19 protein-coding genes are annotated in these 26355 nt (G+C 39.6%); 6 read left to right on the forward strand and 13 right to left on the reverse strand.

Annotation, left to right across the window (positions count from 1 at the left end; all coding sequences use genetic code 11):
- Positions 1 to 126: 126 nt before the first annotated feature.
- The 5 genes from EJF25_RS12320 to EJF25_RS12340 all read right to left on the reverse strand — a co-directional run bounded on the left by EJF25_RS12320 (position 127) and on the right by EJF25_RS12340 (position 9211).
- A complete protein-coding gene (locus EJF25_RS12320) occupies positions 127 to 1116 on the reverse strand; it encodes a glycosyltransferase family 2 protein (RefSeq protein ID WP_125041387.1) in 990 nt (329 codons plus the stop codon).
- Positions 1117 to 1456: 340 nt separating this feature from the next.
- Positions 1457 to 3220 (reverse strand): RagB/SusD family nutrient uptake outer membrane protein, encoded by a 1764-nt coding sequence (locus EJF25_RS12325; protein ID WP_125041388.1) that lies wholly within the window; start codon positions 3218 to 3220, stop codon positions 1457 to 1459.
- Between the two features lie 16 nt (positions 3221 to 3236).
- Entirely contained in the window at positions 3237 to 6512 is a 3276-nt protein-coding gene (locus tag EJF25_RS12330) for a SusC/RagA family TonB-linked outer membrane protein (RefSeq protein ID WP_125041389.1), read from the reverse strand.
- Positions 6513 to 6522: 10 nt separating this feature from the next.
- On the reverse strand, positions 6523 to 8022 hold the full coding sequence (locus EJF25_RS12335; RefSeq protein ID WP_125041390.1) for a carboxypeptidase-like regulatory domain-containing protein: 1500 nt from the start codon (positions 8020 to 8022) through the stop codon (positions 6523 to 6525).
- Between the two features lie 49 nt (positions 8023 to 8071).
- Positions 8072 to 9211, reverse strand: a complete 1140-nt coding sequence (locus tag EJF25_RS12340) for a phage baseplate protein (RefSeq protein ID WP_235016793.1) — start codon at positions 9209 to 9211, stop codon at positions 8072 to 8074.
- Between the two features lie 156 nt (positions 9212 to 9367).
- On the opposite strand from EJF25_RS12340, the gene EJF25_RS12345 reads away from it, so the two are divergent.
- Positions 9368 to 10276 carry an IS1595-like element ISBbi1 family transposase gene (locus tag EJF25_RS12345; protein ID WP_005807145.1) on the forward strand — a complete coding sequence of 303 codons (909 nt, stop codon included), beginning with the start codon at positions 9368 to 9370 and terminating at the stop codon, positions 10274 to 10276.
- Between the two features lie 409 nt (positions 10277 to 10685).
- On the opposite strand, the gene EJF25_RS26595 is transcribed toward EJF25_RS12345, so the two are convergent.
- The 5 genes from EJF25_RS26595 to EJF25_RS12370 are packed head-to-tail and all read right to left on the reverse strand — an operon-like array spanning position 10686 to position 16540.
- Positions 10686 to 12806 (reverse strand): endonuclease/exonuclease/phosphatase family protein, encoded by a 2121-nt coding sequence (locus EJF25_RS26595; protein ID WP_125041391.1) that lies wholly within the window; start codon positions 12804 to 12806, stop codon positions 10686 to 10688.
- A gap of 3 nt (positions 12807 to 12809) precedes the next feature.
- The gene (locus EJF25_RS12355; RefSeq protein ID WP_235016794.1) at positions 12810 to 13679 is read right to left on the reverse strand and encodes an HAD-IIA family hydrolase; all 870 of its coding nucleotides are present in this window, start codon (positions 13677 to 13679) and stop codon (positions 12810 to 12812) included.
- Complete coding sequence (locus EJF25_RS12360; RefSeq protein ID WP_125041392.1) at positions 13666 to 14943, reverse strand: MFS transporter; 1278 nt, start codon at positions 14941 to 14943, stop codon at positions 13666 to 13668. Before EJF25_RS12360 ends, EJF25_RS12355 begins: the two co-directional genes overlap by 14 nt.
- Before the next feature lie 11 nt (positions 14944 to 14954).
- On the reverse strand, positions 14955 to 16295 hold the full coding sequence (locus tag EJF25_RS12365; protein WP_125041393.1) for a sn-glycerol-1-phosphate dehydrogenase: 1341 nt from the start codon (positions 16293 to 16295) through the stop codon (positions 14955 to 14957).
- A 17-nt stretch (positions 16296 to 16312) separates the two neighbouring features.
- Positions 16313 to 16540, reverse strand: coding sequence for a hypothetical protein (locus tag EJF25_RS12370; RefSeq protein ID WP_235016795.1), 228 nt, complete (start codon positions 16538 to 16540; stop codon positions 16313 to 16315).
- Between the two features lie 332 nt (positions 16541 to 16872).
- On the opposite strand from EJF25_RS12370, the gene EJF25_RS12375 reads away from it, so the two are divergent.
- The 3 genes from EJF25_RS12375 to EJF25_RS12385 all read left to right on the forward strand — a co-directional run bounded on the left by EJF25_RS12375 (position 16873) and on the right by EJF25_RS12385 (position 20623).
- Positions 16873 to 17637, forward strand: coding sequence for a DeoR/GlpR family DNA-binding transcription regulator (locus EJF25_RS12375; protein WP_125041394.1), 765 nt, complete (start codon positions 16873 to 16875; stop codon positions 17635 to 17637).
- Between the two features lie 27 nt (positions 17638 to 17664).
- A complete protein-coding gene (locus EJF25_RS12380) occupies positions 17665 to 19572 on the forward strand; it encodes a CocE/NonD family hydrolase (RefSeq protein ID WP_125041395.1) in 1908 nt (635 codons plus the stop codon).
- 118 nt (positions 19573 to 19690) lie between these two features.
- Positions 19691 to 20623 carry a sugar phosphate isomerase/epimerase family protein gene (locus tag EJF25_RS12385; RefSeq protein ID WP_125041396.1) on the forward strand — a complete coding sequence of 311 codons (933 nt, stop codon included), beginning with the start codon at positions 19691 to 19693 and terminating at the stop codon, positions 20621 to 20623.
- A gap of 139 nt (positions 20624 to 20762) precedes the next feature.
- Here the strand turns inward: EJF25_RS12385 and EJF25_RS12390 are convergent, their stop codons facing one another.
- The 3 genes from EJF25_RS12390 to EJF25_RS12395 form a co-directional block, all read right to left on the reverse strand.
- On the reverse strand, positions 20763 to 20900 hold the full coding sequence (locus EJF25_RS12390; protein ID WP_235016796.1) for a hypothetical protein: 138 nt from the start codon (positions 20898 to 20900) through the stop codon (positions 20763 to 20765).
- A 13-nt stretch (positions 20901 to 20913) separates the two neighbouring features.
- Positions 20914 to 21141 (reverse strand): hypothetical protein, encoded by a 228-nt coding sequence (locus tag EJF25_RS25680; protein ID WP_235016797.1) that lies wholly within the window; start codon positions 21139 to 21141, stop codon positions 20914 to 20916.
- A gap of 79 nt (positions 21142 to 21220) precedes the next feature.
- Entirely contained in the window at positions 21221 to 21814 is a 594-nt protein-coding gene (locus tag EJF25_RS12395) for an RNA polymerase sigma factor (protein WP_125041398.1), read from the reverse strand.
- A gap of 182 nt (positions 21815 to 21996) precedes the next feature.
- On the opposite strand from EJF25_RS12395, the gene EJF25_RS12400 reads away from it, so the two are divergent.
- Positions 21997 to 22995, forward strand: coding sequence for a FecR family protein (locus tag EJF25_RS12400; RefSeq protein WP_125041399.1), 999 nt, complete (start codon positions 21997 to 21999; stop codon positions 22993 to 22995).
- 20 nt (positions 22996 to 23015) lie between these two features.
- Positions 23016 to 26351: a SusC/RagA family TonB-linked outer membrane protein gene (locus EJF25_RS12405; protein WP_200832905.1), complete on the forward strand. Its 3336-nt coding sequence runs from the start codon at positions 23016 to 23018 to the stop codon at positions 26349 to 26351.
- Positions 26352 to 26355: the final 4 nt, after the last annotated feature.

Genomic DNA, 26355 nt, shown 5'->3' on the forward strand with positions numbered 1-26355 from the left:
TTTTTCCATCACACTGCCATCACACCTATCCATCACATGCTTATACATTTATACTTAATACATTATCTTCATTTATGTGATGGTGACGGAAAATTATGAAAAAAAATCTCTAGGAGAGAGTTGAAATTACTTGTAGAAGTTCTTGCGGAAAGCCTCAACTTCATCCTTTCCCCGAACACAACGCTGCCACCATGCAAACCAAAATCCGGTACCATAACCTATTAACTGAATAAAGGCAGCAGCTATAGAATACAAACCGATTGTTAAACTCTTGTTTTGAATGGTAGAATCGATGCATACTAATAATGCATAAAACAAAATTGGGGTAAAACTAAACAGACAAAAAGGAGTACCAAGCAATAATAGAGCCACTCCTAATGTAAACACAGCCGGCAACAAATGCACTAGTTTCAGTGAATCCGGATATTTTTTATAAAGATTAATGCGGGCAATTCCTGAGTTGTAAACCTGCTTAAAAAATTTCTTTAGATCAGTACGGCGTTTATGATATACCCAGGCATCGGGAAAGAGACGACAAATATATCCTCCTTGAAAGATTCGAATACTAAAGTCAATATCTTCGCCAAAACGCATCTTAGAAAAGCCACCCAAAGTTTTGTACACTTCACGACGGACACCCATATTGAAACTACGGGGATAAAACTTATCCATTTTCTTTTTTCCACCACGAATACCGCCCGTCGTGAAGAAAGAGGTCATCGAATAATTAATCGCTTTTTGAATATCCGTAAATGAATCGTGTGCCCGATCGGGACCGCCAAATGCATCGGCAGGAGAAGTCTGGAGTTCTTTCTCCACTGCTTCAAAATACCCTTCGGGTAAAATAACGTCCGAGTCTAATATAATAAAATAATCGCCTTCGCTACGCTCTGCACCATAGTTGCGCGTCTGCCCCGGTCCGGAATTAGATTTAAAGAAGTATCTAATCTTCAGCCGGTCTGCGTAACACTCTACTACCTCTTTACAAGGAATGGAAGATCCGTCTTCTACAATCAACACTTCAAAATCCTTAAAATGCTGTTTGGTAAGACTTTCAAGTAATTCATTCACTTCGTCGGGACGATTATAAACAGGAACAATAACGGAATAACGCATAACGATTTGCCTTATTTTAGATTCAGATTGCAAATTAAAATAAAAAAAACGGAATAGAAGAAAGTTATACAATCAAAATCCCCCAAATCACATCGTATCATGATTCGGGGGAAACATCACCACTCAACAAATAACTAAACTATAACTTGGAAATAACTACGGGAACAAAGTTTCACTTCGATAGTGCCTTCTGTTATCCGAGTTTTATATTTGGCATTTTTATACCTTTAAGCATTCACTGAAATAAAATAGAAGCCGGAACACTTCATCTATTCTCTCACAGAAGAAATGAGCGTTAATCCGGCTCAACCATTAACTATAATAAGCACAAATATTTTCGTTAATCTCCCCAATTCGGATTCTGTTCCAAAGCCGGATTAACCACTCTTACATTCCGAGGTATCGGATGCAGATATTTTTTGTCTTCCCATGATCTTTGTACTCCTTTCGCCCAAATCAGGTTACCTTTATTATTAGCAATATCAGTCAATGTAAAGGTATCAGACAGTTTAACAAAAGTAACTCCCGGAATACTCGGTTTGCTTCCAGTATAAAAGCACACGTCTGCCTTTCCGTCACCATCCATATCATATCCTTTACCCAATTCCGGCACATAAATACCGGTCCATTGCATTGCATCCTCTGCCAGCAAGTCTCCACGTTTCCAACGCATCAAGTCATCAAACCGATGATTTTCTGCAATCAGCTCAATGGCGCGTTCCCGCCGAATCTCCAATAAATACTTATCCGAAATGCCCGGATAGAAAGTTGTTTGCAAATAAGTATCCGCCATTTCCGGTTCTTTGCCAATCACTCCTGCACGCTCACGAAGTAATTTAATCGTTTTATCCCAGATAATGGAAGTAAACTCTCCCAATTCAGCTTTTGCTTCGGCATAGATTAGCAGAATCTCGGCATAACGGAAAATTGGAACCGCATTGGTTGCTTCAGCCTGTCCGTCATAGAAAGGATTATCCAAACTCCATTTATACATATGATATCCATTCAATGTAATCGCAAAATCCGGTAGTGCTACCGCACCTGTTGAGCGCTTATATCCCGGAGTTCTAACCGTTTGTTTCAATCGATAATCACGATTCTTCACTTCATTCGGAAAGGTCATTTCATTATACCCTGCTTTATCCGTAAAACGACTACCGTCCAACATTAAGTAAGTATTGACAAACTGACGAATGAGCGACCATCGCGAACCTGCTGTTGCAGAGTTATATGCCCAAGTCAAATCGTGCCAGCGACGGTATTCGGTATCATATACCTGTGCCCAAATCACTTCATCAATTATCTTCCGAACTCCGGAACGGTTTTCTGCCGTAAACAAAGCGCGGTAATCTGTTTCCGGATTTCCGGTATTCACTAATTTATATTTTTGGGAAGTCATTATAGCTTCAGCCGCCGTAGCCGCTTCTTTCAACCACTTATCCGCATCGGGTAAATTCATCTCCGTATGATATTTCCGGAAAGTACCTTCATATAAACAAACCCTTGCTTTCATCGCCAATGCAACATAGCGGGTCACTGTCGTACAAGTCTCATCCTTGGTATCCGAACTATATTTCACAGCTTCATACAAGTCCTCCAACACTTTATCCATCACGAATTCACGAGAGTCCCGACCTTTGTACAATGCCGGATCATTTTCTGCCAGACAATAATCATAATAAGGTACTCCGCCAAAAGTTTTCACTTTCTCGAAATAGAACTTTGCACGCCAAAACTTTGCCAATCCCAAATACTTATTTCTCACAGCCTCATCGACCGGTGATTTCTTTACTCTATCAATAAAATAATTAATATTACGCAAATCGCTCCAACCCCAGCCTCCTTGATCAGCCGGACTAAAACCTGCTGTCAGATACTTATCTACTGAAACAACTGCTGTTATATCCGATATTTTATCTCCCGAAGCAATCTCCGTTCCGGGCATATCTCTCTGATAGAATGAGTTTGCATACAGATTGATTTCCCGTTCATTCTTAAAGAAATCATCAGGCGTTATTTTATTTCCCGGATACTCGGTCAGAAAATCTTCACACGATGTAACCAACATTCCCAATGCTACCGCATATAAATATATCTTTTTCATAATCTTTCTCCTTTGTTTAGAATGATACATTCAATCCTACTGTATAAGTTTTCAGCATCGGATAGCTATATCCCTGCTCTTCTCCCTTACGATCTTTCAAATCCACATCTCCCCCTTTGATGACTTCCGGGTCGAAATTCTCGCAAATATTAGAGAAGGTAAACAAGTTTTCGCCTGTAAAATAGATCTTCAAACCCGACAACCCTAATTTGCTTACCCAAGCCTGTGGCAATGAATAATCGATAGTTAAAGCCTTTAAACGCAAGTAAGAAGCATCCTGCATATAACGATTGTTAGGAGTCCCCATCGGACGACCACCATTTTCTGACGAATAGGCAACCATACGCGGCCAATACGCATTAGGATTCGGATTTTCCTGCGTCCAGCGATTCTCATGCATTTTCAAAGAATATCCATAAGGACGGTTGTACTTTCCATAAAAGTAACCGGATTCTTGTCCCGGATACCAGTCTCTTTTTCCGACTCCCTGGAAGAAAGCAGAAATACCGATTCCTCTCCAACTTGCATTCAGATTGATTCCATAATGATAGCGTTCTTCTTCATTGCCGACAATGGTCAAGTCACCATGATCTGCCAGTGTTTCGGCTCCCTTGTCAATTTTTCCATCTCCGTTCAAATCGACAAACTTCAAATCTCCCGGTTGCCAGATTCGGGTATCCGAAATTTTTATATAATCCTGATCGGCATGATTGGCTATTTCATCATAACTACTAAACAGTCCATCAATATTATATCCCCAAATATCGCCTATGCGGTATCCTTCATAATAATCACTCAACTTACCGGTAGTATTGTTATATTTAGTTATCCAGCTTTGACTGTCCCATAACATGAATTTTACTCCATAATGGAAATCACTGCCAGCCAATTTGAAGTTGTCTCGCCAAGAGATAGTTAGTTCCCATCCCTTTGTTTTAAGATCGGCATAGTTACCTTTAGGTTGGGTTGTTCCAAGTACATCCGGCAAAGTAGGACCTACTGTATACATATCGGTAGTATTACGACGATACCAATCGAAACCTAAAGTCAAACGATTTTTAAACAAATCCATATCCAATCCTACATCATACGTAGTTACCTTTTCCCATGTCAGACTGCTTGGAATCAATCCGGGATAGGAAGTATAATTCACTTGTCCGTCACCAATGATGACACTTGACTTACTAATTCCCATCGTCGGCAAATACATATATGGATCTACATTCCCATTTCCCAGAGTACCGACAGAGAATCTTAATTTAAAGTTATCCAACCAAGAGCGAGTAGATTGCATGAAGTTCTCTTCAGAAATACGCCATGCCAAAGAACCGGAAGGGAAGAATCCCCACATCTGGTTACTCGGAAACTTGGATGAGCCATCATAACGCCCACTCGTTTCCACCAAATAACGTCCCTTATATCCATAATTCAACCGATAGAAAAAACCAACATATGCCCAGTTCTTATCTCCCTGTTCCAATTTATAGTTAATACCATCCATCAAATCATAATTAGGTTTGTCCGAAAATAAGAATCCATCTCTCTCAGAATAGAAAGTATCCTTATTGGAAGTCTCCAGATTCCACCCTCCCATCATCGAGAACGAATGGTCATCTCCCAGTTTCGGTGTCCATGTACCATTTATATTGGCAGCCATGTAGCGGGTCTCGTCTTTATTATCCATCATAATACTCTTTCCCTTTTCCGCAAATTCATCCGGTCCGGTGCTATAAGGCACGTAATTCATCACACGATTGCGCTTATAAGCGGTATTGACATAAGTAAAATCACCACGAAATTTCAGTATGTCTTTAATCGGAGTCAGGTTCACGCCAAAAGTATTCTTATATTGCAAAGTAGTCTGATCCTGATAAGAGCTATTACTATAAAAGTCGCCAACACCGGAATATACAGAACTATATGTCAGACTTCCATCCGGATTATAGAGTACCGCCATCGGATAGCCTTGTTGTTCCATATTACGTTGAACGGTAAGTGTCTGATCATACGAAATCAATGGATAATGATAAGTCTTGTGCATCATATCGAAGTTATTGTCAATACTCAGCCAAGGCTTAATCTGAATCGTACCTTTGGCACGAAAGTTTGCACGATTGTAATCATCGGAGTTTTGACGATAAATACCATCTTGTAAGAAATATCTTCCCGAAACATAAAAGCTGGCAATATCATTTCCACCGGTAATACTCATAGAATGGTCAGTACCCGAAACCACATCCTTATAAAGTAACTTATCCCAATCCGTATTTCCATAGTACTCATACTTGCCCGTATTCTCATTAATCTGCACTTCCGGCAGATCAGGATTGGCATTATGCCGACGCAACTCTTCGTGCCATTCCGGTGAATAAGGGAATATATTATTGATGGAAGTAGGCATTGTACCTTTATTATTCACAAAAGACTCTACAAAATCATCGGTCCACTGTAAACCGTTTGTTATCAGCTTAGGTTTCACAGTACGTTGGCTAAAAGATACACTACCGCTATAATCGACTTTTACACCTCCCTTTTTTGCATTTTTTGTAGTAATCAGAACCACTCCAAACGTACCACGAGCACCGTAAACAGCAGCCGAAGACGCATCCTTCAACACTGATACACTTTCGATATCCTGAGGATTCACACTATTCGGATCCCCTTCAACTCCGTCAATTAATACCAATGCACTGCCTCCTGCTCCAATGGATGTCGTACCACGCACATTGTAAGTGGCTCCACGATCGGGTTTACCATCCCGCATCGAAATGTTTAAGTTAGGTATTTGTCCTTGCAAGCTACGAGTCAGTGAAGGAGCCGCACGTCCTTCTAATGCATCTGAATTGATATGATCTACGGCTCCCACCAAATCGCGTTTCTTCATGGTGCCATAACCTACTACTACCACTTCATCCAATGCCTTTACATCTTCCTTTAATATCACATCCAGTTTTTTACGAATTCCCGGAGTCATCAGTACCGTATTGTATCCTACATAGGAGAATTCTATTTTAACCTGATCATTAGGTACAGGCAGACTATAATTACCATCAATATCGGTAATGGTTCCCAAAGAGGTTCCCTGTATTTTTACAGTTACACCCACCAGCGGTTCTCCATTCTGATCACGGACACATCCTTTTACGGTTTGTTTTTGCAACACCACCTGGGATTCGTTACGAGCAGATAGATTTTCTGTTTTCACTTCATCTGCCCATGAAGATGTTGTCAGACAGCACACTAACGAGATTGCCACTATACGGCAAGCCCTATTCCGATTTATATTTTTCATATTTTCAGATTTACTTATTAACAAACACCGTTACCCCTTCTCTCGATTCTATATCTGCCAGGCTTACACTTTCCGGACCATTTTGTACATTCAGTTTATAAGCTACTCCGGTACGTGGTTTCAACCATTCGGTCGGAGTCACTTCCCCTCCCATCATGATATAGCATCCATCATCGTGGTAACCTTGCTTAGCAAACCAACTATTAGTACCGGCTCCGAAGAAGAACTGTTCAGTGCCCTTAGTAGATACCCGGCGATAATGGTCATTATCGGCAATCTGATAACGGTCTTCCTCACGAATAGGAGAATCGCCACCGTAGAAAACAACATCTTGCGGAATCGCATTTTCGTCGATCTGTGTCCCTTTAAAAACAGCAATTCCATCGGGCACATTTGTTTTTTTATCACTATTCAGCGTATTAAAGATTCCCGAACCACCTTTAGAAGCACCATTATCTTCCGAACCTCTCTTATTACGGTAATCAAAAGCCCACCATCTGGATTTCCCAACCATCGGACTACCCCAGTCGTTATAATAACCGGCTATCATATAAGAAAGACCTCCAACATAAAAGAATTCGCCCATCTTCACGCTACCTTCAGTAAGATTCATCTGATAAGTCGTCTTATTATTTTGCCCCTTCGACTGTACCCATCCCTTCAATGCAGCCGGATATGTTTTATCGGTCGGACTGGTTGCATTATTACCCGTAACTACACAATAAGGAGTTTCACCAAAATCTATATCTTTCAAAGCCAATAGTTGTATATACTGATACCCTCCCGGATGAGTAAAGCCACCACCGGAAACGCTACCTATAACCGGGTCATTCGTTCCTTTCGGATCTACCATCATACCTGTGATAACAATATCCGAATTATGTACCAACTTAACAATCTCTACGTTAGATTCATTTTTAGCAATATCTTCTACGACTTCTATTTCTTCTGTCAATAGATAATTATCATTTGTTTCATCATAAACCTTTACCAAATATTTATCCAATGGAACCTTTGCAAAAACAAGTTCTCCATTGGTATCGGTCAGTCCTGATTTATAAATAATCCCTCCATCTTTAGTCACTAAATCCACTTTTCGCTCCGTAATCGCTGCACCTCTATCGCTCTGAACAATTATTTTATAATCAGAGGTCTTCACTACGTAATTATTAGCTTTCAAAGTTGAGAGGTTTAACGAATTATCAGTATTTACCAGTATAATTGATTGCGCCACTTTGTTCTCGCCTATCATTGCAGTTACCATATAATTTCCCGGTTTCAAATTCAGGAAATGTACTTTACCAAAAATATCCGTCGTTTTATTCATTACCAGAAAATCCGGTTTATGGCTCATATAGACATTAACAGTAGCTTTAGTTACCGGTATGTCCGCTTTATCAACTACTGTGAGAGTGTACTCTTTAATTACAGTGAGTTCAGGAGTCACATCGTCATTACATGCAGTAAATAGCACTCCCCACAAGAGTAGCATTAAAGAAAAATGTTTCATAGTGTTTAATATTAAATGATGGCTTTTGTGGACTGAAAAGAAATTTCAATCAATTATTTGTATATTTCAAGACATTGGCTAAACGTTCGTCTGAATTACCATTCATCCGTCTGGAAGCAAATCCAAGATACATCGCATTTCCTTTGATTTTGATTCCTTCTGCCTCCATATAGCCTCTGTCGGCCAATCCTAATTCTTCCAGTTTCTCTACATCTTTAATCGCATTCACTTCCTTGCGAGCAGATAATCGTCCGTTTTTATCTAATACGCTTACATAAGCTTTCGAGGAAGTATCGACCTTATTATCATTACCGATTCCTTCATAATAATAAACGAACTGTTCGTCTATATCATATCCTTGGAAAGAAAGTTCACCAACTGCCCCTCCATGTCCATCGGAGACCGCAAATTTATATAAAGGCTTGAGTTGGGACAATTCTTTTGCTTTAACCGTCAATTCTACCGAAGTCTCAACAATATCACTCGAAGTCTCTCCTCCGTATTTTAAAGCATCCAGTTTAACATCAGTCAATGATAGCTTCATTGCTTCGCTCAACCGATATACTACAAAGAAACGCGAATTTACTCCTGAAACTGTTTTCGAATATTGTATGCCCAATAAATCTTTCTCGGCATTTACCGCCGGATGAATATTGCGAGTTCCATTCAAATGAAAGATATCGCCACCCGCTAATTGAACAACCTTACCCGCTTCATATTTTACACGACAAATGGTTTGGGAACCTCCATATTCACCATCACTGCCTTTATTCCCATGACTTCCCATCCAAATATAAGTCTCACCATTTGTCTCCTCAATAGCCATATTGGTTCCATGACCAAAATACTCCAGCACCATACAATCTGTCGGTTTAGTTTCATTGGGTACTCCTCTTAATACATTCAACTGATGTTGGTCTGTTCCGGCAATCTGCACATAATAAATTGTTCCGTCGTTAGCAACATCTATACTTTGTATCACAGAATTACGTTTCAAATATACAGCCTTACTGTACACTAATTCATCCGTTAAGGGGGTAGATAACTTATCAAAATACTTTTCACTAAAAGCAATAGGTTCCAACTTACTTGGTCCTTCAGAATCATTATCGTCGCATGCTATCAAAAAGGGAGAAAAACATCCCAAAAGAAGCGCCATCTTAAGCGCAATACAACATAAATTTTTCATAGCTATCAATATTTGATATAACAATTAATAATCATATAATAAGTTACCGAGCAGCAACTATTTTCGTTTCAAGGCTACATTGCGACAAATATAAATCTGATTCTCCGCAAACACACCTAATATTTTTAGTATATTAGCGCTCAAAAAGCAGGGATTATGAACATATTCAGTTTTACGGCTCATTTCGGTTCGGAGGAAGATTGTCGTTTGCATTTCAAGGAGCAGCGTGATAAGGAAGGGGTTGTCTGCAAGCGATGCGGGGGCACTTCCCATTATTGGTTACAGGGTAAATGGAGTTATGAATGCAAAGGTTGCCGTTTCCGCACCTCGTTGCGCAGCGGTACGATCATGGAGAGCTCCAAGCTGCCGTTTCTGGTGTGGTACAAAACGATGTTCCTGATGAGTTGCACAAAAAAGGGATTCTCCACCAACGAACTCCAGAAGCAATTAGGATTGAAGCGTTACGAACCGGTATGGGCGATGGTACACAAACTCCGCAGGGCGATGGGCAACCGGGATGCAAGGTATACACTGGAAGGGATGATAGAACTGGATGAGGGTTACTTTTCGGTGGCCAGTAAGGAAATCGAGCGAGGCAAGGGTACACGTGGCCGGGGAGCCGAGGGAAAGCAGAACGTTGCGGTGATGGCCGAAAGCACCCCGTTGGAAGATATCGAAACGGGCAAAAAGGAGAAGCATGTGCGTTATTTCAAGGCCAGGGTACTGGATAGCCATCAAAGTGAAGGAATCAACGGCGTGGTCAGGGACTGCATGGAGGATGATGCCATCGTATTTTCGGACAAAAGCACTTCTTACGTTGACATCTCCGATCTGGTGGAATTGCACGTCACCGAGAAATCAGACGCCAAAACCACCAAGGAAACACTCAAATGGGTGCATATCGCAATCAGTAATGCAAAACGGACATTGCTGGGCAACTACCATAAAATCAAAAGGAAATACTTACAGTTGTATCTCAACGAGTTTATTTACAAATTAAACAGACGGTATTTTGGAGACAAACTCTTTGACAGACTAGTAATTGCGAATATAACAGGTGCATAAACGGATAATCAGAAATATAAATATAAAACGCAAAACAAACAAATAAAAAAGGAAATAATTAATAATAGAAACATAATTAATCTACGAATAGAAATAAATCGAAATAACAGCATTTCTATAAAAAATAATAAATATAGTATTATATCAATACAGGCAAAAGAAAAAACCGTATTTAAAGGGCTATTATAGATCTGGCCAAAGCCATATAAGAAAGGATTCAAAAGATAAATATAAACAAAACGAAAATATCAATATTTCATTATCAAGCTATCATTATATTAAATGCACAATAATATATCTTTTAAATGCAAATAACACGGATGATGAGTTCCAATATGAACTCCGCATCATCCGTGTTATTTGCATTTAATAATTAACCAATTACTATATACTCCCCCAAACACCCAAGCTAGTCATTCGTGTATTTCAGTACATTAATCAAACGTTCATCCGCCTTACCATTCATCTTCCGAGAAGCAAAACCTAAATACATTGTATCCCCTTTAATCTTAATACCTTCTGCTTCCATATACCCCCTGTCAGCAAGTCCTAACTCCTTTAATCTAATAATATTTGAAATAGCAGCTACTTTCTTACGTCCCAATAAATTCCCTTTTTTATCATACACTCTCACGCAAGCTCTTGAAGGAGTATCTATCTTATTATCATTCCCTATTCCCTCATAATAATAAACGAATTTATCATCGATATCATATCCTTGAAAATAAAGTTCTCCATCAGGTACAGAAAACTCATATAAAGGCTGAAGTTGAGATAACTCTTTTGCCTTAATAGTCAGTTCTACCAAAGTTTCAAGTATGTTGCCGGAATGATCGCCTCCATATTTCAGAGTTTCCAGCTTAACCTCCGACAATGGTAATTTCATAGCTTCACTTAATCGATATACTTTAAAGAAACGATTATTCACTCCGGATATATTTTTAGAATATTGTACGCCAAGCAAATCTTTTTCCGGATTTACGGCAGGGTGTATATTCCTGGTTCCTTTCAAATGAAAAACATCACCACCCGCTAATGTCACTTTCTTCCCCGGTTCGTATTTCACACGAGAAATGGTCTGAGAACCTCCGTAAGCTCCATCATTTCCTTTATTTCCATGGCTCCCCATCCAAACATAAGCTTCTCCATTAGTTTCTTCAATTGCCATATTAGTTCCATGTCCAAAATATTCTAGCACCATACAATCTTTGGGTCTCGTTGCATTAGGAGCTCCCTTCAACACATTCAACTGATGCTCATCTGATCCGGCAATTTGCACATAGTAAATATCCCCATCTCTAGCTATATCTATACACTGAACGACTCGGTTCCTTTTCAAATATACAGCCTTACTATATATCAAGTCATCAGAAAGTGGAGCAGACAACTTATTAAAGTATTTTGTATTAAAAGACATATCATCTGTTTTATCAGATTTATCCATCTGTTTTCCCCTACAATTTTCTGGTGCAGATTTCATTTTAAAAGAAACCATTACCGCCTTATGATCGGTAGGCCACCCACCCTTCGGACGAAGAAAACGGTCACGAGTTTTCTCTTTCTTGATCTCACTCTTTATTACAGAATATTCAGGTCCAACTACCCAAGCTTTTTCAGGAGTCATAAAAGTGGTAGGATAATAATAAATAAAATCAATCCTGTCACGTTCGTCGGCCTCAGGAGCCCATGTCAGTTTATCCACTGAGACGGCCTTATTACCGGCTGGAAATGTAAAACCCGGATGAGTAACAGGGTTAGGATGAACCACCCGATAGGCATCTTTAAATCCTCCTTCATAAAGTAACTTGGAACAATCCCAATTCACAACTGCACCATTATGGTCCCATAAGTCTTTCGTATCGTTTTGCCAATCCAGATGAGAAGGTTCGTTAAAGTCTCCCCCCAGCAACACAGCATAACCTTGTTCGATATCCGGCTGTACCTTTTGCAGAAAATCAGCAATTGTTTCTTCACGATAAGCTTTTCGGTTCATTTCCAAAACAGTTGCTTCATCGGTCACCGGAGCATCCATCTTTTTCCATGTACTCCCGTTATAACCACGAGGCATATAACAAGCATAATGACGATAATCTAAATGTGTAGCATAAGCAGCTACTTTTCTTCCGGCAACTGATAACAGCACACGCACAACCGCTCCATTGCTCCCCTTTCCGGGAGGACAGACAATTCGTTGTTCTTCAATCGGATAACGAGTTAATATCCCTACAGACAATGATGTCTCTGTTCCATAAAACGTATGTCCACGCTGCTTCAACTCTTTTATCATATGAAGAATAAAATTCTCACCTTTGTAATCACTCAACTCATTGAGAAATACAACGTCTGCACCCGAATGAATGATTTCGTCCGCAATCATATCGACCGCACCTTCCACTCCAGAACCTCCCTTCCAGATATTCATCTGCAAGGCTTTCAAAAAAACTGTTGCGGACGACTTTGTCGCCCGCAACATGCTACCTTCACCACTACCAAGTAAAAATAGCAGGACACAAATAATTAACTTTCGCATTCACTAACTTATATTTTGAGCAAATATAATTAATTCCTGAAGTTCAGCCAAATCCCGTAGGATTAAATCCGGACCGGGCTGAACAGATATGGCCGTATCGTAAGTTGTCTCTCCCGACAATACCAATACACCAAGAGCCTGGGCATTCTGAGCCATCAAAATATCCGTATAAATACGGTCACCTACCATAGCGATCTGTTCGGCACGCAATCCATGACGTTCCATAATTCCATGTAACATACGTGGATCAGGCTTGCCTACAATCACATCCGGTTTACGGCCCGTAGCATATTCCAATGCAGAACAAATGGAACCGCAATCTACCAGTACCACCGGTTTATCCGTAGGACAAACCCGGTCGGGATTGGTTGCAATATAAAACTTTTTCCGACTAACCCACCAAGCCGCACGACACAATCTTGGATACACCAATGACATATCGAAACTAGCTACTACTGCATCCGGTTCATCTTCAGCATCATCTGATGTAGAAATAAAACCCGCTTCTTCAAACTCCCGGATCATACTTGGAGTACCCAGCAAAAAGAGCTTCTTATATTCCGGATGATGCGTGTGTATATAATCAATAGTCGCTTGCGCAGAAGTATAAAACTCATCTGCTGTCGCCTCAATTCCCATTTCTTTCAGGTGGTACAAATAATCAGCAGTACTGCGCGAAGGATTATTAGTCAGGAACGAATAACCAATTCCCAATTCCCTCATCTTATTCAAAAAGGTGATAGTAAAAGGAAACAACGTACTTCCATTATAGATTGTACCATCCATATCCAGCGCAATATGTTTTATCTGTCTTAAACGTGTCGCCATTTCCATACTCAATGACTCTTCTACCTTATTTTCAATCGTTATCATACCCATTTGCTTTTGCTGACCATGCAGCTAAAAATATCAAAGTTCCCATAATGGCAATCAGAATTAATCCTCCGATTGCATAATCCCAACCGTAATGTTGTGCCAGAAGCCCTAATCCCCAGCCGGAAACCAGCGTACTGGCATATCCGAACAATCCGGTAAATCCGACAGCTGTTGCCGCCGCTTTTTTCGTTGCAATATTAGCCGCAGCAATACCTACCAACGCCTGTGGACCGTAAATACAGAATCCGGCTGCTCCCAGCAACAGGGTAGCTAACCACATCGGAGGATGAGGTACTCCCCAAAACAAACCAATGAAGACTGTAGCCAACGCCATGCAAATAACACATACACGTGGACCACGCCCACCGAAGAAACGGTCGGTAGCCCATCCGGCTACAAGCATTCCTACAATTCCTGAGATTTCAAAAGCTGCAACCATCCATCCGGCATGCTGAATAGAAATTCCTTTCCATTCGCCCAACAATGTCGGTCCCCAATCAAGTACTGCATAGCGCACTGTATATACAAAGAAGTTAGCAATGGCCAATACCCAAATAGCAGGATTGCCAAAAACTTTCTTCCGTACAAATTGCTTAAACTCGGCAGAAGTATCTTCTTTTTCATCACCCGACGTTTTCTGATTTAGCTCCGGCAAACCTACCGAACGTGGAGTATCGCGCAAAGCAAACCATAATCCGACAGCACCTACCAAAGCTATAATAGAAGGAATCCAGAAACACCAACGCCATCCCATGCTAACAATATAGCCACAGACAATTACCACCAGCCCTGCACCGATAGAGTGCGAAGTGTTCCATACGGACATTTTGGTAGCCAATTGTGTAGGAGGAATCCAATGAGTCAGCAAGCGGGCACAAGGAGGGAAGCCCATTCCCTGAAACCAACCATTCAACATCCACACGATTCCAAACATTATCACTGCTGAACTAAATCCGAACAGGATATTACAGGCAGCGGAAAGTACCAGACCAGTCACCATAAAATAACGGGCATTCACTCGGTCACCTATAAAACCATTTGCAAACTTAGACACACCATACAACAGGCCATGCAATGTTAGAAATAGTCCCAGATCTCCTTTTGTAATACCTAAATCTTCCTGCATAGCAGGCATGGCAATACTTAGATTCTTGCGAACAAAATAGAATAATGCATATCCTATCATACTCGCAATAATGGTCCGTGTCTGCCAATACTTAAATTTCTTTGCCACTTCAGGCGCCATTCCTTGTAGTTCCATCTTTTTCGTATTTAGTCTGTTATTTCCCAGATTTTACCCTTACTAAATAGTCCTTCCAGCCAGGCTTCCATATATCCTGTACGTACAGCAAGGTCAAGAACTGTAAACCTGCGACGAATAAATTGTGCACGAATAAATGCCTCACGCAAACGCTTTCTTGTTATACCAATCTCTTCCGGCTCCGTCGGAGCTCCTACCAGTTGAAGTCTCTGTTTAACCTCACTATAAGAAATGAGTTGCTCGGACAAACGCTCTTTTATCTTCGGCCAGTTTTCTTTCAATTGTTGAAGTTGAACTTTCAACTGTTCGCGATTCACATATTTTGCTTTTGTTTCCTGCAAACCGATATTCGGGAAATCAGTACCCACAAACATATCAAGGGCTATTTTATCTGCTACTTCAGGTTCCGGCCAAGCTGCGCAGCAAGCCTCTACATCCAACTGTTCGAATGGAGTCTGCAATACTTGTTCATAAAATGCTGTAATAGCTAACATACCTATACTCACCTGAAAGCCATGAGAAATATGCTCACCATTATTCAGATGGTGTTCCATATTCCAAAGATGACTGAATTGATGTTCAGCTCCCGAAGCCGGACGGCTCGATTTCGACCATTGCATGGCAAACCCTCCTAACATCAATCCTTCAATCAGTTGAGAAATCGCTTTCTCTTCTCCTTCAGCAGCCTTTTTAGGAGATGACAAGGCATCATGCAAACCATCCTGAACGATAGACCATGCCTTTTCATCAATAGCTTCCACTCCCAACGCATCTGCCAAAATCCAGTCTGCACCGGCAGTAACCTTTGCAAACAAGTCCGCATATCCGGAAGCTGTCATAGGCCCGGGTGCTTTACTTATAATCGATGTATCCGCCAAAACCGCCTGTGGTGCAGGACAGCTAAAGGTCTGCTTCGCACCATCTGCTGTTATAGATGCACCAAAAGCGGTATATCCATCCATAGATGCAGCTGTTGCCACACACATATATCTTCTTCCCGTAAGATGAGATGATAACTTAGTCAAGTCATTAATTGTACCGGAACCTACAGCTACTGGAATAGCAGCATGTTGTTTCAATGAATCCACCAACCGATCTATATATGAATACTCTGCATATAAATCAGAATCCGTAAAGATAAAGGAAGGAAGAGTTTCTATTTTTGCTTGTTTCAATTCTTCTTCCACCCTCTTACCGGCAATACGATAGGTTGTTTCATCAGCTATTACAACCGCTTTCTTTCCCGGAAACTGTTCTTTAAATAATTCGGCAACTTCCTCTAATATTCCATTACCTATACGAAGGGCACGTGTCTCATTCGCAGCCTTCAAAGCTTCTTCTACTCTTGACATCTTCACAGTATTAAAATTTACTTACCCAATTGTAAAACCTTCCATACCTCAGCTGGTATATCAGATTCTATAATATCCGGTCGTTTATTAATCTCTTCTTTATATTCCGCTGCGCGTTCTTCTTTCGTCTTCAGTTTATCATGCGTCGAAGCCACACTAATCATACAATGCAATCCACGCGCACGAAGCATTTCACATATCTTCTGATTTTCCGGAGTGATAGCAGGTTCCACATAAGCAATCATATTCTGCCATGGGCTCCGAGATGAACAGTCAGCATGACATGTTCATCCGCCTTATGCTTCTTTATCAAAGCAACAATCACCTCCATCAGTACACCTAAAGAAAAGTAGCAATTTCCTGCTCTTTATTTTTCGTTTTCTTTTCTTTATCATTATACACTGCCGCAAATATACATAAAAAGAAATACAATGCAATAAAATATGCAAATTATTTTTCTTTTACGAGATATTCCCTCAACTAAAACAACTATTTTCATTATATTATGAAACTTTTCCGACTTTCATTTGCCACATATCAATATTTAATTTATCTTTGTAAGAAAAAATATGAGAGTATGACAAGTATAGCAGAAAGACACAAGTATATTCTTGAAAGTTTAGCCAAGAATGGATTCATCAAAGTGATTGACATCGCTAAAGAGCTGGATGTTACCCCAGTTACTATCCGTAAGGATCTAAAATATCTGGAAGAGAAGAAGCTATTGTACCGCACTCACGGAAGTGCAAGTCCTATTAACCCGCTGACTTCTGACATAGATGTTCAGGAAAAAGAGAAACTACGGAAAGACGAAAAGAAAAGAATCGCAATTGAAGCAGCTAAATTAGTCGAAGAAAATGATTCTATTATTATCGCTTCGGGATCTACAGTACATATGTTCGCTGAGCAAATTATACCGACCAGCCATTTGACAGTAGTGACAGCTTCTCTTAAAACGGCATTATTATTAAACGCCGTCAATAATATCGAAGTTATACAGCTAGGAGGAACTGTTCGAAAAAACTCATTCTCCGTTATAGGTGATTATACTTCACAATTCTTTGAGCAAATCACTTGTTCTAAACTTTTCCTGGGAGTAGACGGCATTGATTTGGAATATGGTATCACCAATTCAAACATAGAAGAAGCAATTCTTAATAAAAAAATGATCGAAGCTTCTCTCCGTACAATCATTCTTGCAGATTCCTCCAAATTCGGACGTAGAGGTTTCGGTAAGATCTGTAATCTGGACCGGATAGACGTTATTATAACAGACTCCGGTATATCTAAATCTATGGCTCAATCCATTGAAGAGATGGGTATAGAGCTGATGATCGTATAACTTTTAACTTTCTATCTGAAAAACACAATGACCTATTATATTAATAAGTGGAGCAAAGTTTTCTGCTTTGTTCCACTTCTTTATTTCCTTCTTATTGGGGATTGTTTGTCGGCACAGGAGATAAATGAAGCATGGATAAAAGAAAACTACACCAAAAGAGAGGAAATGATACCGATGCGGGATGGTATACATCTATATACTGCAATTTACGAACCTGTTCATCAAGAAAAGCTATCTCCTATCCTGATCACCCGCACTCCGTACAAAGCTTCTCCTTATGGGGAGAAAATGAATAGTCGTCTCTGGGGGACCTGGCAAAATTATGCGCGGGAAAAATATATCTTTGTTATTCAAGATGTACGTGGACGCTGGAAAAGTGAAGGAGAATTTGTAAATGTACGTCCTTTTATTGCCAATAAGAAAAAGAAAAAAGATATTGATGAAGCGAGTGATGTATATGACACCACTGAATGGCTTCTGCACCATACAAAAAAGAATAACGGAAATGTCGGAATCATCGGTTCATCCTATTCTGGTTTCTATTCAATAATGGGAGCATTGAGCACACATCCTGCTATCAAAGCTGCTGTCCCACAAGCGCCGGTCACAGACTGGTTTTTAGGAGATGACTACCATCACAATGGTGCTTTCATGCTTTGTGACGGTTTTCGATTTGCTGCTTCTATGAATCGCCCTCGCCCCGTACCAACGGAAGAAAGTACTCCGGCAAAACCTTATTATCAAACAGATGAATATTCTTTCTTCTTGAAAGCAGGCGCATTGAAAAACCTCACTCGTCTATTAGGTGATAGTATTGCTTATTGGAATGACTTAATGGCTCACCCTAATTATGACAGTTGGTGGCAACAAAGAGACACACGTCGTTCCTGTTACAATATTCGACCGGCTATATTAGTTGTAGGAGGATTGTTTGATGCTGAAGATTGCTACGGTGCCTGGGAATTATACAAAGCCATTCATAAACAAAGCCCGGATACTGACTTGCATTTAATTGTAGGTCCATGGTATCATGGTGCCTGGGGAGGGAACGACGGTAGTTATCTAGGTAATGTCCGCTTCGGTTCAAAAAATGTACCTTATTATCAGGAGCAGATAGAATATCCTTTTTTACAATATTATTTGAATGGGAAAGGGACTCCAATAACCGATTCACGTAAAGTTAATATATTCTTCTCCGGAGAAAATCAATGGAAAGAATTTGAATCCTGGCCAAACAAAAAAGCACAGGCAGTATCTTATTATTTAGATGAAAAAGGAACACTTAGTACCAATACTCCCAATAAAACGATTTCTTATTCGGAATATGTTTCCGATCCTGCGAAGCCCGTCCCTTATACGGACAAAACAACATACGCCCGGGCTAAAGAGTATATGACTGATGACCAACGTTTTGCCGAACGTCGTCCCGACGTACTCTGTTTCAAAACCGAAACATTAGAACAGCCTCTGACAGTTGGTGGAGAAGTGGAAGTAGAACTGGAAGTGACTGTAACTACAACAGATGCAGACTTTGTCGTCAAAGTCATCGACGAATTTCCTGAAGATTTTGCATACAACGATCAAAAGGATGGAAAAGGAAGCGGATACCGTTATTTGATGAACGGTTATCAAATGTTGGTACGCGGAGATGTCATGCGTGGAAGATACAGAAACAGCTTTGAACACCCGGAAGCCTTTGTTCCGGGACAGCCAACTAAAGTACGTTTCACAATGCCGGATATTGCCCATACATTCCAAAAGGGACATCGGCTTGTCGTACAAATACAAAGTACCTGGTTTCCTCTCATAGATCGTAATCCACAACAGTTTGTGAATATATATACATGCGAAGACGCTGATTTTATTAAATCTACCATTCAAATTCTTCACCAGAAGAATAATCCTTCTAAAATTACCTTTAGACGACTTTTATAGTTGTCTAAAGGTGAAACTAACAGATGATAGACTTGTTACTTTTTAATAAAACAATAATTATGGATAGTAGACTTTTCTTTTACTTTCGTCCATGCTGTATAAACAAACCAATATAACCATGAAACAAAAGATTTATTTGCAAACATTGCTATTATTCTGTTTACTTTTAATATCCGAAAGTACTCAGTCCAAATCAAAACAAGCTCCTCAACCTTTAAAAGTTGGTTACTCCGTAGGAATTAACGGTATCACGACTGAAAAAATGAAATATGCAAAAGCGGCCGGTATTACTTGTATTGAAACATCACTCAATGCTATAGTAGAAAAGGGGAAATGTAGCGAAGAAGAAATCATCCGTCGTGTCAAAGCAGCCAAAGCAATCGCCGATGAAGCAGGCATTCAAATATGGTCCATCCACATGCCTTTCGGAAATGATGTGGATTTGTCTAAAGCAGATGAGAATGAACGAAAAAGTGTTGTTGAATACCATAAATCTGTCTTACAATATTGCCGGATATTAAAGCCTAAAATTATTCTTTTTCACCCTAGCTTTTACCTTGGACTGAACGAAAGAGATGTCAGAATGAATCAAATGATCCAATCTGCAATCGAATTAAATAAGGAAGTCAAAAAGATCGGAGCTAAAATGGTAATCGAGAATATGTTAGGATATGAACTTTTAAAAGACAAAAACCGGGAACGTCCACTATGCAGAACAGTAGACGAAATGATGACAATTATGAATCGCCTTCCTAAAAACATTTATGCCGCAGTTGATATGAACCACATCAAGAACCCGGAAAAACTGATTCGCGCTTTAGGGAAACGATTAAAGTCTGTACATGTCTCGGATGGTGATGGGAAGAAAGAGTGTCATTATTTTCCCTGTTCAGGCAAAGGAGAAAATAATTGGGTAGATATACTTTCTGCACTTAATGAAGTCAACTATAAAGGTCCATTCATGTACGAATCCCAATATCCGGACGTTAAGGATTTGGTTAGTTGTTACCAAACATTATATGAGCAATATATTTCAACTATTAAACGATAAATTCTGACTTATCACAAGTATCATCTGTGGCTGCCTGCCATTGCCTTACGGCTCCCCATAAACCTTTTCAGAGTTTTATAGCGGCAGCTTGCAGATGATTACCTTATTCTCAGAAATCTGTTTATCAAAATTATACGCACTATCTTTCAGCACGTTTCATTAGTTTCTTTACCATAGGAGATATCCCTTCGGCAAACCGATAAAAACCTAAGTCTGTAAAATGCTCACCATCGACAGTACTTTCTCCATCTTTTCCTGTCAAACCATCTGCTTTCAAATAATGCAGATTCTTATAACCTTTCTTTTTTAATGGGTGTATCCTGCCCCAATATCCAAACCCACTTCTCACTCACATCCTTACAAGAAAGTGGCAAAAGTGCGTAACATCCATCAATAGCATCAGACATTTTTCCGATAAGTGGGAAATTATCGGCATTATAATATTTCAATTCCTGCCCTTTTACTGTAAAAGCGCAACAAAGCAAAGCAAACAAAATTGCCGTAAACGATTTTCTCACTATTTCCCGATTAATGGTATATTAATAAAATTAATGTAGGATATACATTATAATTGCAATAAAATAAAAATTTATAGAGTCAAAGCAGCCAACCCATAATCCTCATTTGACTAGTTTTATCTATTCCTTTCTCTTTAAGGGCTTCCTGAATATCCCGAATAGCAGCTGCCAAATGATTATCTACAGTCTTCACTGAAATACCTAAGATATCAGCTACTTCTTTTATTTTTAAACCATGATATTTAGTAAGCATTAGTACATTTCTTCTTTTCTCGGGCAGACCTTTAATAATAGAATGTATGATATGTAATTCTTCCTTTGAAACAATAGCCGCTTCAGGAGTAGCAGAAGTACAAAGTAAATCGTCATGTACATCTTCCAATGTAAGATATGCCCAACGATCTTCTTTCCGCTTAGTATCAATGGCTTTATTTTTTGTCAAGACATACAGATAAGTAAAAACATTCTCAACGACCGACTTATGGCGATTAACCCATAATGAAGTAAATACCTCCTCCAACACTTCCTCATTCAATTCCCGATATTCCAGAATCATGTTAGCCACACTATACAGTCGTTTATACATTAGATGATAGAGCGATTCGAAAGCTTTCGAATCATCTTGGCGTATTTTATCATATAATTGAATTAAGATCTGGTTGTCTATTTCCATCAAATTTGTCGTTGTGTACTTCGTGCAAATATATAGTTTTTCACCTCAAAAAAAAAATATATTATCATTTTAAAAAAAATATGCTTTTCCGATAGGGGATTTTTCATTTTCTTTCGTCCATACTATATAAAACGATACAAAAGCGTTATGTTAGCCTTACAAAATAATACAAATAGAAAATTATGAAAAATAATCAGGCATTTGACATTTTATCCAAAATCATTAAAGACACTACTCTCAGTAAAGAAGAGCAGGTGTTAATTGAGGAATGGAGAAAAAAAAGCCATACGAATCAACAAATGTACCTATTTGCAACGACACAAGTATCTGTTGATTCTTTACCGGAAAACATGATTGAATATAAAGCCATTTACGAGAGAATCAAGCATAATATCAGTCAAAGTGAGTCTCATCCAGAAAAGTCAACGACTGAGATTCATAGAATCTCTCTTCTCAGTAAAATGTGGAAATACGCAGCTGTTTTCGCTTTGGGAATCGTCAGTACAATGGCCGTAATGCATCTGACATCTTCAGATTCTTCTTCCACCCTAAGTGAAATCACTGTTCCGAAAGGATCTATATCTGAAGTGATGTTACCAGATAGTTCTGTTGTGATCATCAACTCTAACTCAAAATTATCGTATTCCAGTGATTTTCTTTCCGAAAAACGTGTTGTGAATTTAGATGGAGAAGCCTTTTTCAAAGTGAAGAAACAAATGAATGGCAATGAATTTGCAGTACGTTCAAAAGGTACACAAATTGTAGTAAAAGGTACAGAATTCAATGTTCGTGCCTATCAGGACAATTCAACAGTAGAAGCCACTTTAGTTAAAGGAGCAATCGTTTTTTGTGCAGATAAAAAAAGTATTTCTCTGAAACCTGAACAACGACTAGTTTACAATACTGCTAATAAAGAAATGGTTGTACAAAAGACCAATCTTGAGGATACAGAGTGGCGAAATGGACGATATACATTCAAAGACATAAGCTTAAAAGAAGTAATTGAAATTCTCAATCGTATTTATAATGCCAATGTAGTTATCAATGAAGCAAGTCAGAATATTGTATTCTCCGGATGTATTGACCGGACCAATTCATTAAAGCACTCGCTAGATGTCATAACCTTGGCAACCGGAACACATTTTCAAACCATTAACGATACCATATATCTAAAAAAATAATTTAACACACATTTTTACTTATGAAACTATTTCTTTTCCCGAGACGGCCCATACTATGGTCGTTTCTAGCACTCCTTTTCTGCTTTTCCATCCCGGTAAGTGCAGATAAGACATCACCACAGGAGATACATTTAACTGGTACAAAACAAGTTAAGAGCCTAAAAGATCTGATTCAACAGATAGAAGGTTCCAGCAGTTATCGTTTTTCATATGTGAAAGGGCTTATCGATAATATTTCCGTACATGTCAACGAAACAAAAGGGGCTATCGAAGAAATCCTTAATGAAGCATTGGACGGCACAGGGCTAACTTATGTTATTAAATCGAATGACATTATCTTAGTAAAAACGACTCCACAGTCTATCACGCAGGCAAACACGACACTAAAAATAGTAAAAGGTACAGTGTTGGACGCAGAAACAAACGAACCAATCATTGGTGCTCAAGTCTGGTTGAAAGAAACTCCGGACGGAACAGTTACTAATATAGACGGAGGATTTGAGTTAAAGGCGAAAGGTGGAGTAGGAATATTAGTTATTTCGTACATTGGCTACAAAACCGAAGAAATCACAATAAAAGGTAATCAGCCTATTTTATGCAAACTTCAACAAGATACTCAGCAGTTGGATGAAGTAGTGGTAGTAGGATACGGAACACAGAAAAAAGAAAGTGTAGTCGGTTCCATTTCCAGTGTAAAAGTAGACGCTCTGAAAATGCCTGTATCTAAATTAAGTAATAATCTAGGCGGTCAGCTTTCAGGGCTTATTACACTACAGAAGAATAACGAACCGGGTGCAAGTACAGAATTCTGGATTCGGGGTATCAGTACATTCGGAGCCAACAAGAAACCATTGGTATTGGTAGACGGTATCGAACGGGATATGGACCTTGTAAATCCTGAAGATATTCAAACTTTCTCAGTGTTGAAGGATGCTGCTGCAACGGCTATCTACGGTGTTCGTGGTGCCAACGGTGTAATCCTGATCACAACACGTACAGGTGAAGAAGGAAAACCTAGAATCTCTTTCCGCGCAGAAGCCGGAATGTTAGGCCCGACCAAACGCCCTAAAATGGTAAATGCTATGCAATTTGTAGAAATGTACAACGAAGCCTATCGTTCAGCCAACGACGGAAAGAACTACTACAATGAAGAAGCTGTTGAAAAATACCGTACAGGAGAGGACCCGGATCTGTATCCGAATGTAGACTGGATGGACGAACTCTATAACAATTACGCATTCAGTGAACGAGTGAACCTGGGCGTTAGTGGTGGTGGTAACATTGCTAAATACTATATTTCCGGAGCATTCTATAATGAAGGAGGTATGTTCAAAAGCGACTCGATGAACGAATACAATACATCGACTTACTTCAAACGATATAATTTCCGTTCTAACGTAGATGTAAAACTACATCGGACTACCACTTTGAATGTAAATCTGTCCTCCGTATTTGAGAAACTAAACGGACCGGGTGCTGATGCTTCAACCATCTGGAATTATGCATATATCACTGCACCGAACGCTTTCCCATTACGTTACTCAGACGGAAAATTCTCCGGTCCTACTACTTCTGAAGGAAACAACCCTTATAACCTTTTGACTCAATCCGGATATTACGAAAGATTCTGGAACAACGCCCAATCACTGATTGGATTGACACAGGATTTCTCCGAACTAATCACTCCGGGATTAACAGCCAACGTCAAACTTTCTTTTGACGCACAGAACTATAATTGGATTAAACGTTCGAAACAAGTGCCGACGTTTATGGCCAACGGACGCGACGAAGAGGGTGAAATACTGTATACTCAAGGTAATATTGGACAAGAAAATCTGAATTATTCAAAAGGTAATACCGGCTATACAACGACTTATATCGAAGCATCTGTAAATTACAACCGTACATTTGGAGTACACACACTTGGAGCTTTATTCCTGTATAACCAGAAACAAAAAAATAAAACCGGTGTAGATAATGCAGAAGATGCACTCCCCTATCGCCATCAAGGTATCGCAGGACGTATAACCTATGCTTATGATAACCGCTACTTTATTGAAGGAAACTTTGGTTACAACGGTTCTGAAAACTTCAGCCCGGGTAATCGATTTGGTTTCTTCCCGTCAGTAGCTGCCGGATGGTTGGTTTCTAATGAAAAGTTCTGGGAACCTTTGGCAAGTACTATTGATATGTTTAAAATTAAAGGTTCATACGGTGAAGTCGGAAATGACCAGATTGGTGGTGGCAGACGTTTCATCTATAATGCAACAGTAGTAGATAGTGGAAGCTATGACTTCGGTTTAAACTCACATACTGAAAAAGGAATACGTGTAGGAGACTGGGCCAATCCGAATGTAGGATGGGAACGTGCTAAGAAAATGAATGTAGGTGTAGAAGTATCTTTTTTCAATGCTTTAAAAATTCAAGCCGACTACTTCACAGAAAGACGTGAAGGCATTTTCTTGGAACGTAATTCATTACCTTTATATATGGGTATCACAACCAAACCATATGTAAATGTAGGTAAAATGAAAAACAAAGGTTTTGATACTTCTCTGGAATACAATCAACGAGTAGGTCAAGTACGCTTGTCTGGAAAAGCCAATTTCACTTACGCTCACAATGAAATAGTAGACAACGACGAACCGGATTGGAAATATCCGTACTTAAACCGCAGAGGACAAACATTATGGCCACAATACGGACTAGTAGCAGCCGGATTATTCGAGTCTCAGGAAGATATTGACTCTTGGCCTAAACAGACTTTCGGAGATGTGAAACCGGGTGATATCAAATACATCGATATCAATGGTGACGGTCAGATTGACAAAAATGACGAGAAAGCGCTTGGTTGGGCCGGCGTACCGGAAATCGTTTATGGCTTCGGTTTGTCAGCTGCATGGAAAGGTTTCGACATCTCTGTATTCTTCCAGGGAGCAGGTCATGTAAGTTTAATGCAAAGTGGTTCGGCCATCCAAGCATTCAAAGGCCGCAACATGGTAGAAAGTGGTGTATATGAAGATATTTACTACAATCACTGGTCGGAAAGTAATCCGGACACAGATGCAAAATATCCTCGTTTATCTCTTGGTTCTAATGAGAATAACTTTCGTAGTTCCTCATTTTGGCAAAAAGATATGAGCTATCTCCGTTTGAAAACAGCTGAAATTGGATATAACTTCCCTACTAAATGGATTGAGCCTATGCACATTAGTGGTCTGCGTCTCTACCTGTCCGGAGTAAATCTACTGACTTTCAGCAAGTTTAAACTTTGGGATCCGGAAGTACTGCAAGGACAAGGTTCTAATTATCCGGCAAACCGAGTCTTTAACTTCGGTATTAACGTAAACTTTTAACACT

This window comes from Bacteroides faecalis (genome assembly GCF_003865075.1).
Classification (GTDB): domain Bacteria; phylum Bacteroidota; class Bacteroidia; order Bacteroidales; family Bacteroidaceae; genus Bacteroides; species Bacteroides faecalis.

Coding starts and splice junctions, on each gene's coding strand:
- EJF25_RS12325 (WP_125041388.1), bottom strand. CDS start 3,220: ATGAAAAAGATATATTTATATGCGGTAGCATTGGGAATGTTGGTTACA.
- EJF25_RS12335 (WP_125041390.1), bottom strand. CDS start 8,022: ATGAAACATTTTTCTTTAATGCTACTCTTGTGGGGAGTGCTATTTACT.
- EJF25_RS12340 (WP_235016793.1), bottom strand. CDS start 9,211: ATGAAAAATTTATGTTGTATTGCGCTTAAGATGGCGCTTCTTTTGGGA.
- EJF25_RS12400 (WP_125041399.1), top strand. CDS start 21,997: ATGAAAAATAATCAGGCATTTGACATTTTATCCAAAATCATTAAAGAC.
- EJF25_RS12375 (WP_125041394.1), top strand. CDS start 16,873: ATGACAAGTATAGCAGAAAGACACAAGTATATTCTTGAAAGTTTAGCC.
- EJF25_RS12380 (WP_125041395.1), top strand. CDS start 17,665: ATGACCTATTATATTAATAAGTGGAGCAAAGTTTTCTGCTTTGTTCCA.
- EJF25_RS26595 (WP_125041391.1), bottom strand. CDS start 12,806: ATGCGAAAGTTAATTATTTGTGTCCTGCTATTTTTACTTGGTAGTGGT.
- EJF25_RS12320 (WP_125041387.1), bottom strand. CDS start 1,116: ATGCGTTATTCCGTTATTGTTCCTGTTTATAATCGTCCCGACGAAGTG.
- EJF25_RS12385 (WP_125041396.1), top strand. CDS start 19,691: ATGAAACAAAAGATTTATTTGCAAACATTGCTATTATTCTGTTTACTT.
- EJF25_RS12360 (WP_125041392.1), bottom strand. CDS start 14,943: ATGGAACTACAAGGAATGGCGCCTGAAGTGGCAAAGAAATTTAAGTAT.
- EJF25_RS12355 (WP_235016794.1), bottom strand. CDS start 13,679: ATGATAACGATTGAAAATAAGGTAGAAGAGTCATTGAGTATGGAAATG.
- EJF25_RS12365 (WP_125041393.1), bottom strand. CDS start 16,295: ATGTCAAGAGTAGAAGAAGCTTTGAAGGCTGCGAATGAGACACGTGCC.
- EJF25_RS12370 (WP_235016795.1), bottom strand. CDS start 16,540: ATGATTGCTTATGTGGAACCTGCTATCACTCCGGAAAATCAGAAGATA.
- EJF25_RS12405 (WP_200832905.1), top strand. CDS start 23,016: ATGAAACTATTTCTTTTCCCGAGACGGCCCATACTATGGTCGTTTCTA.
- EJF25_RS12330 (WP_125041389.1), bottom strand. CDS start 6,512: ATGAAAAATATAAATCGGAATAGGGCTTGCCGTATAGTGGCAATCTCG.
- EJF25_RS12345 (WP_005807145.1), top strand. CDS start 9,368: ATGAACATATTCAGTTTTACGGCTCATTTCGGTTCGGAGGAAGATTGT.
- EJF25_RS12395 (WP_125041398.1), bottom strand. CDS start 21,814: ATGGAAATAGACAACCAGATCTTAATTCAATTATATGATAAAATACGC.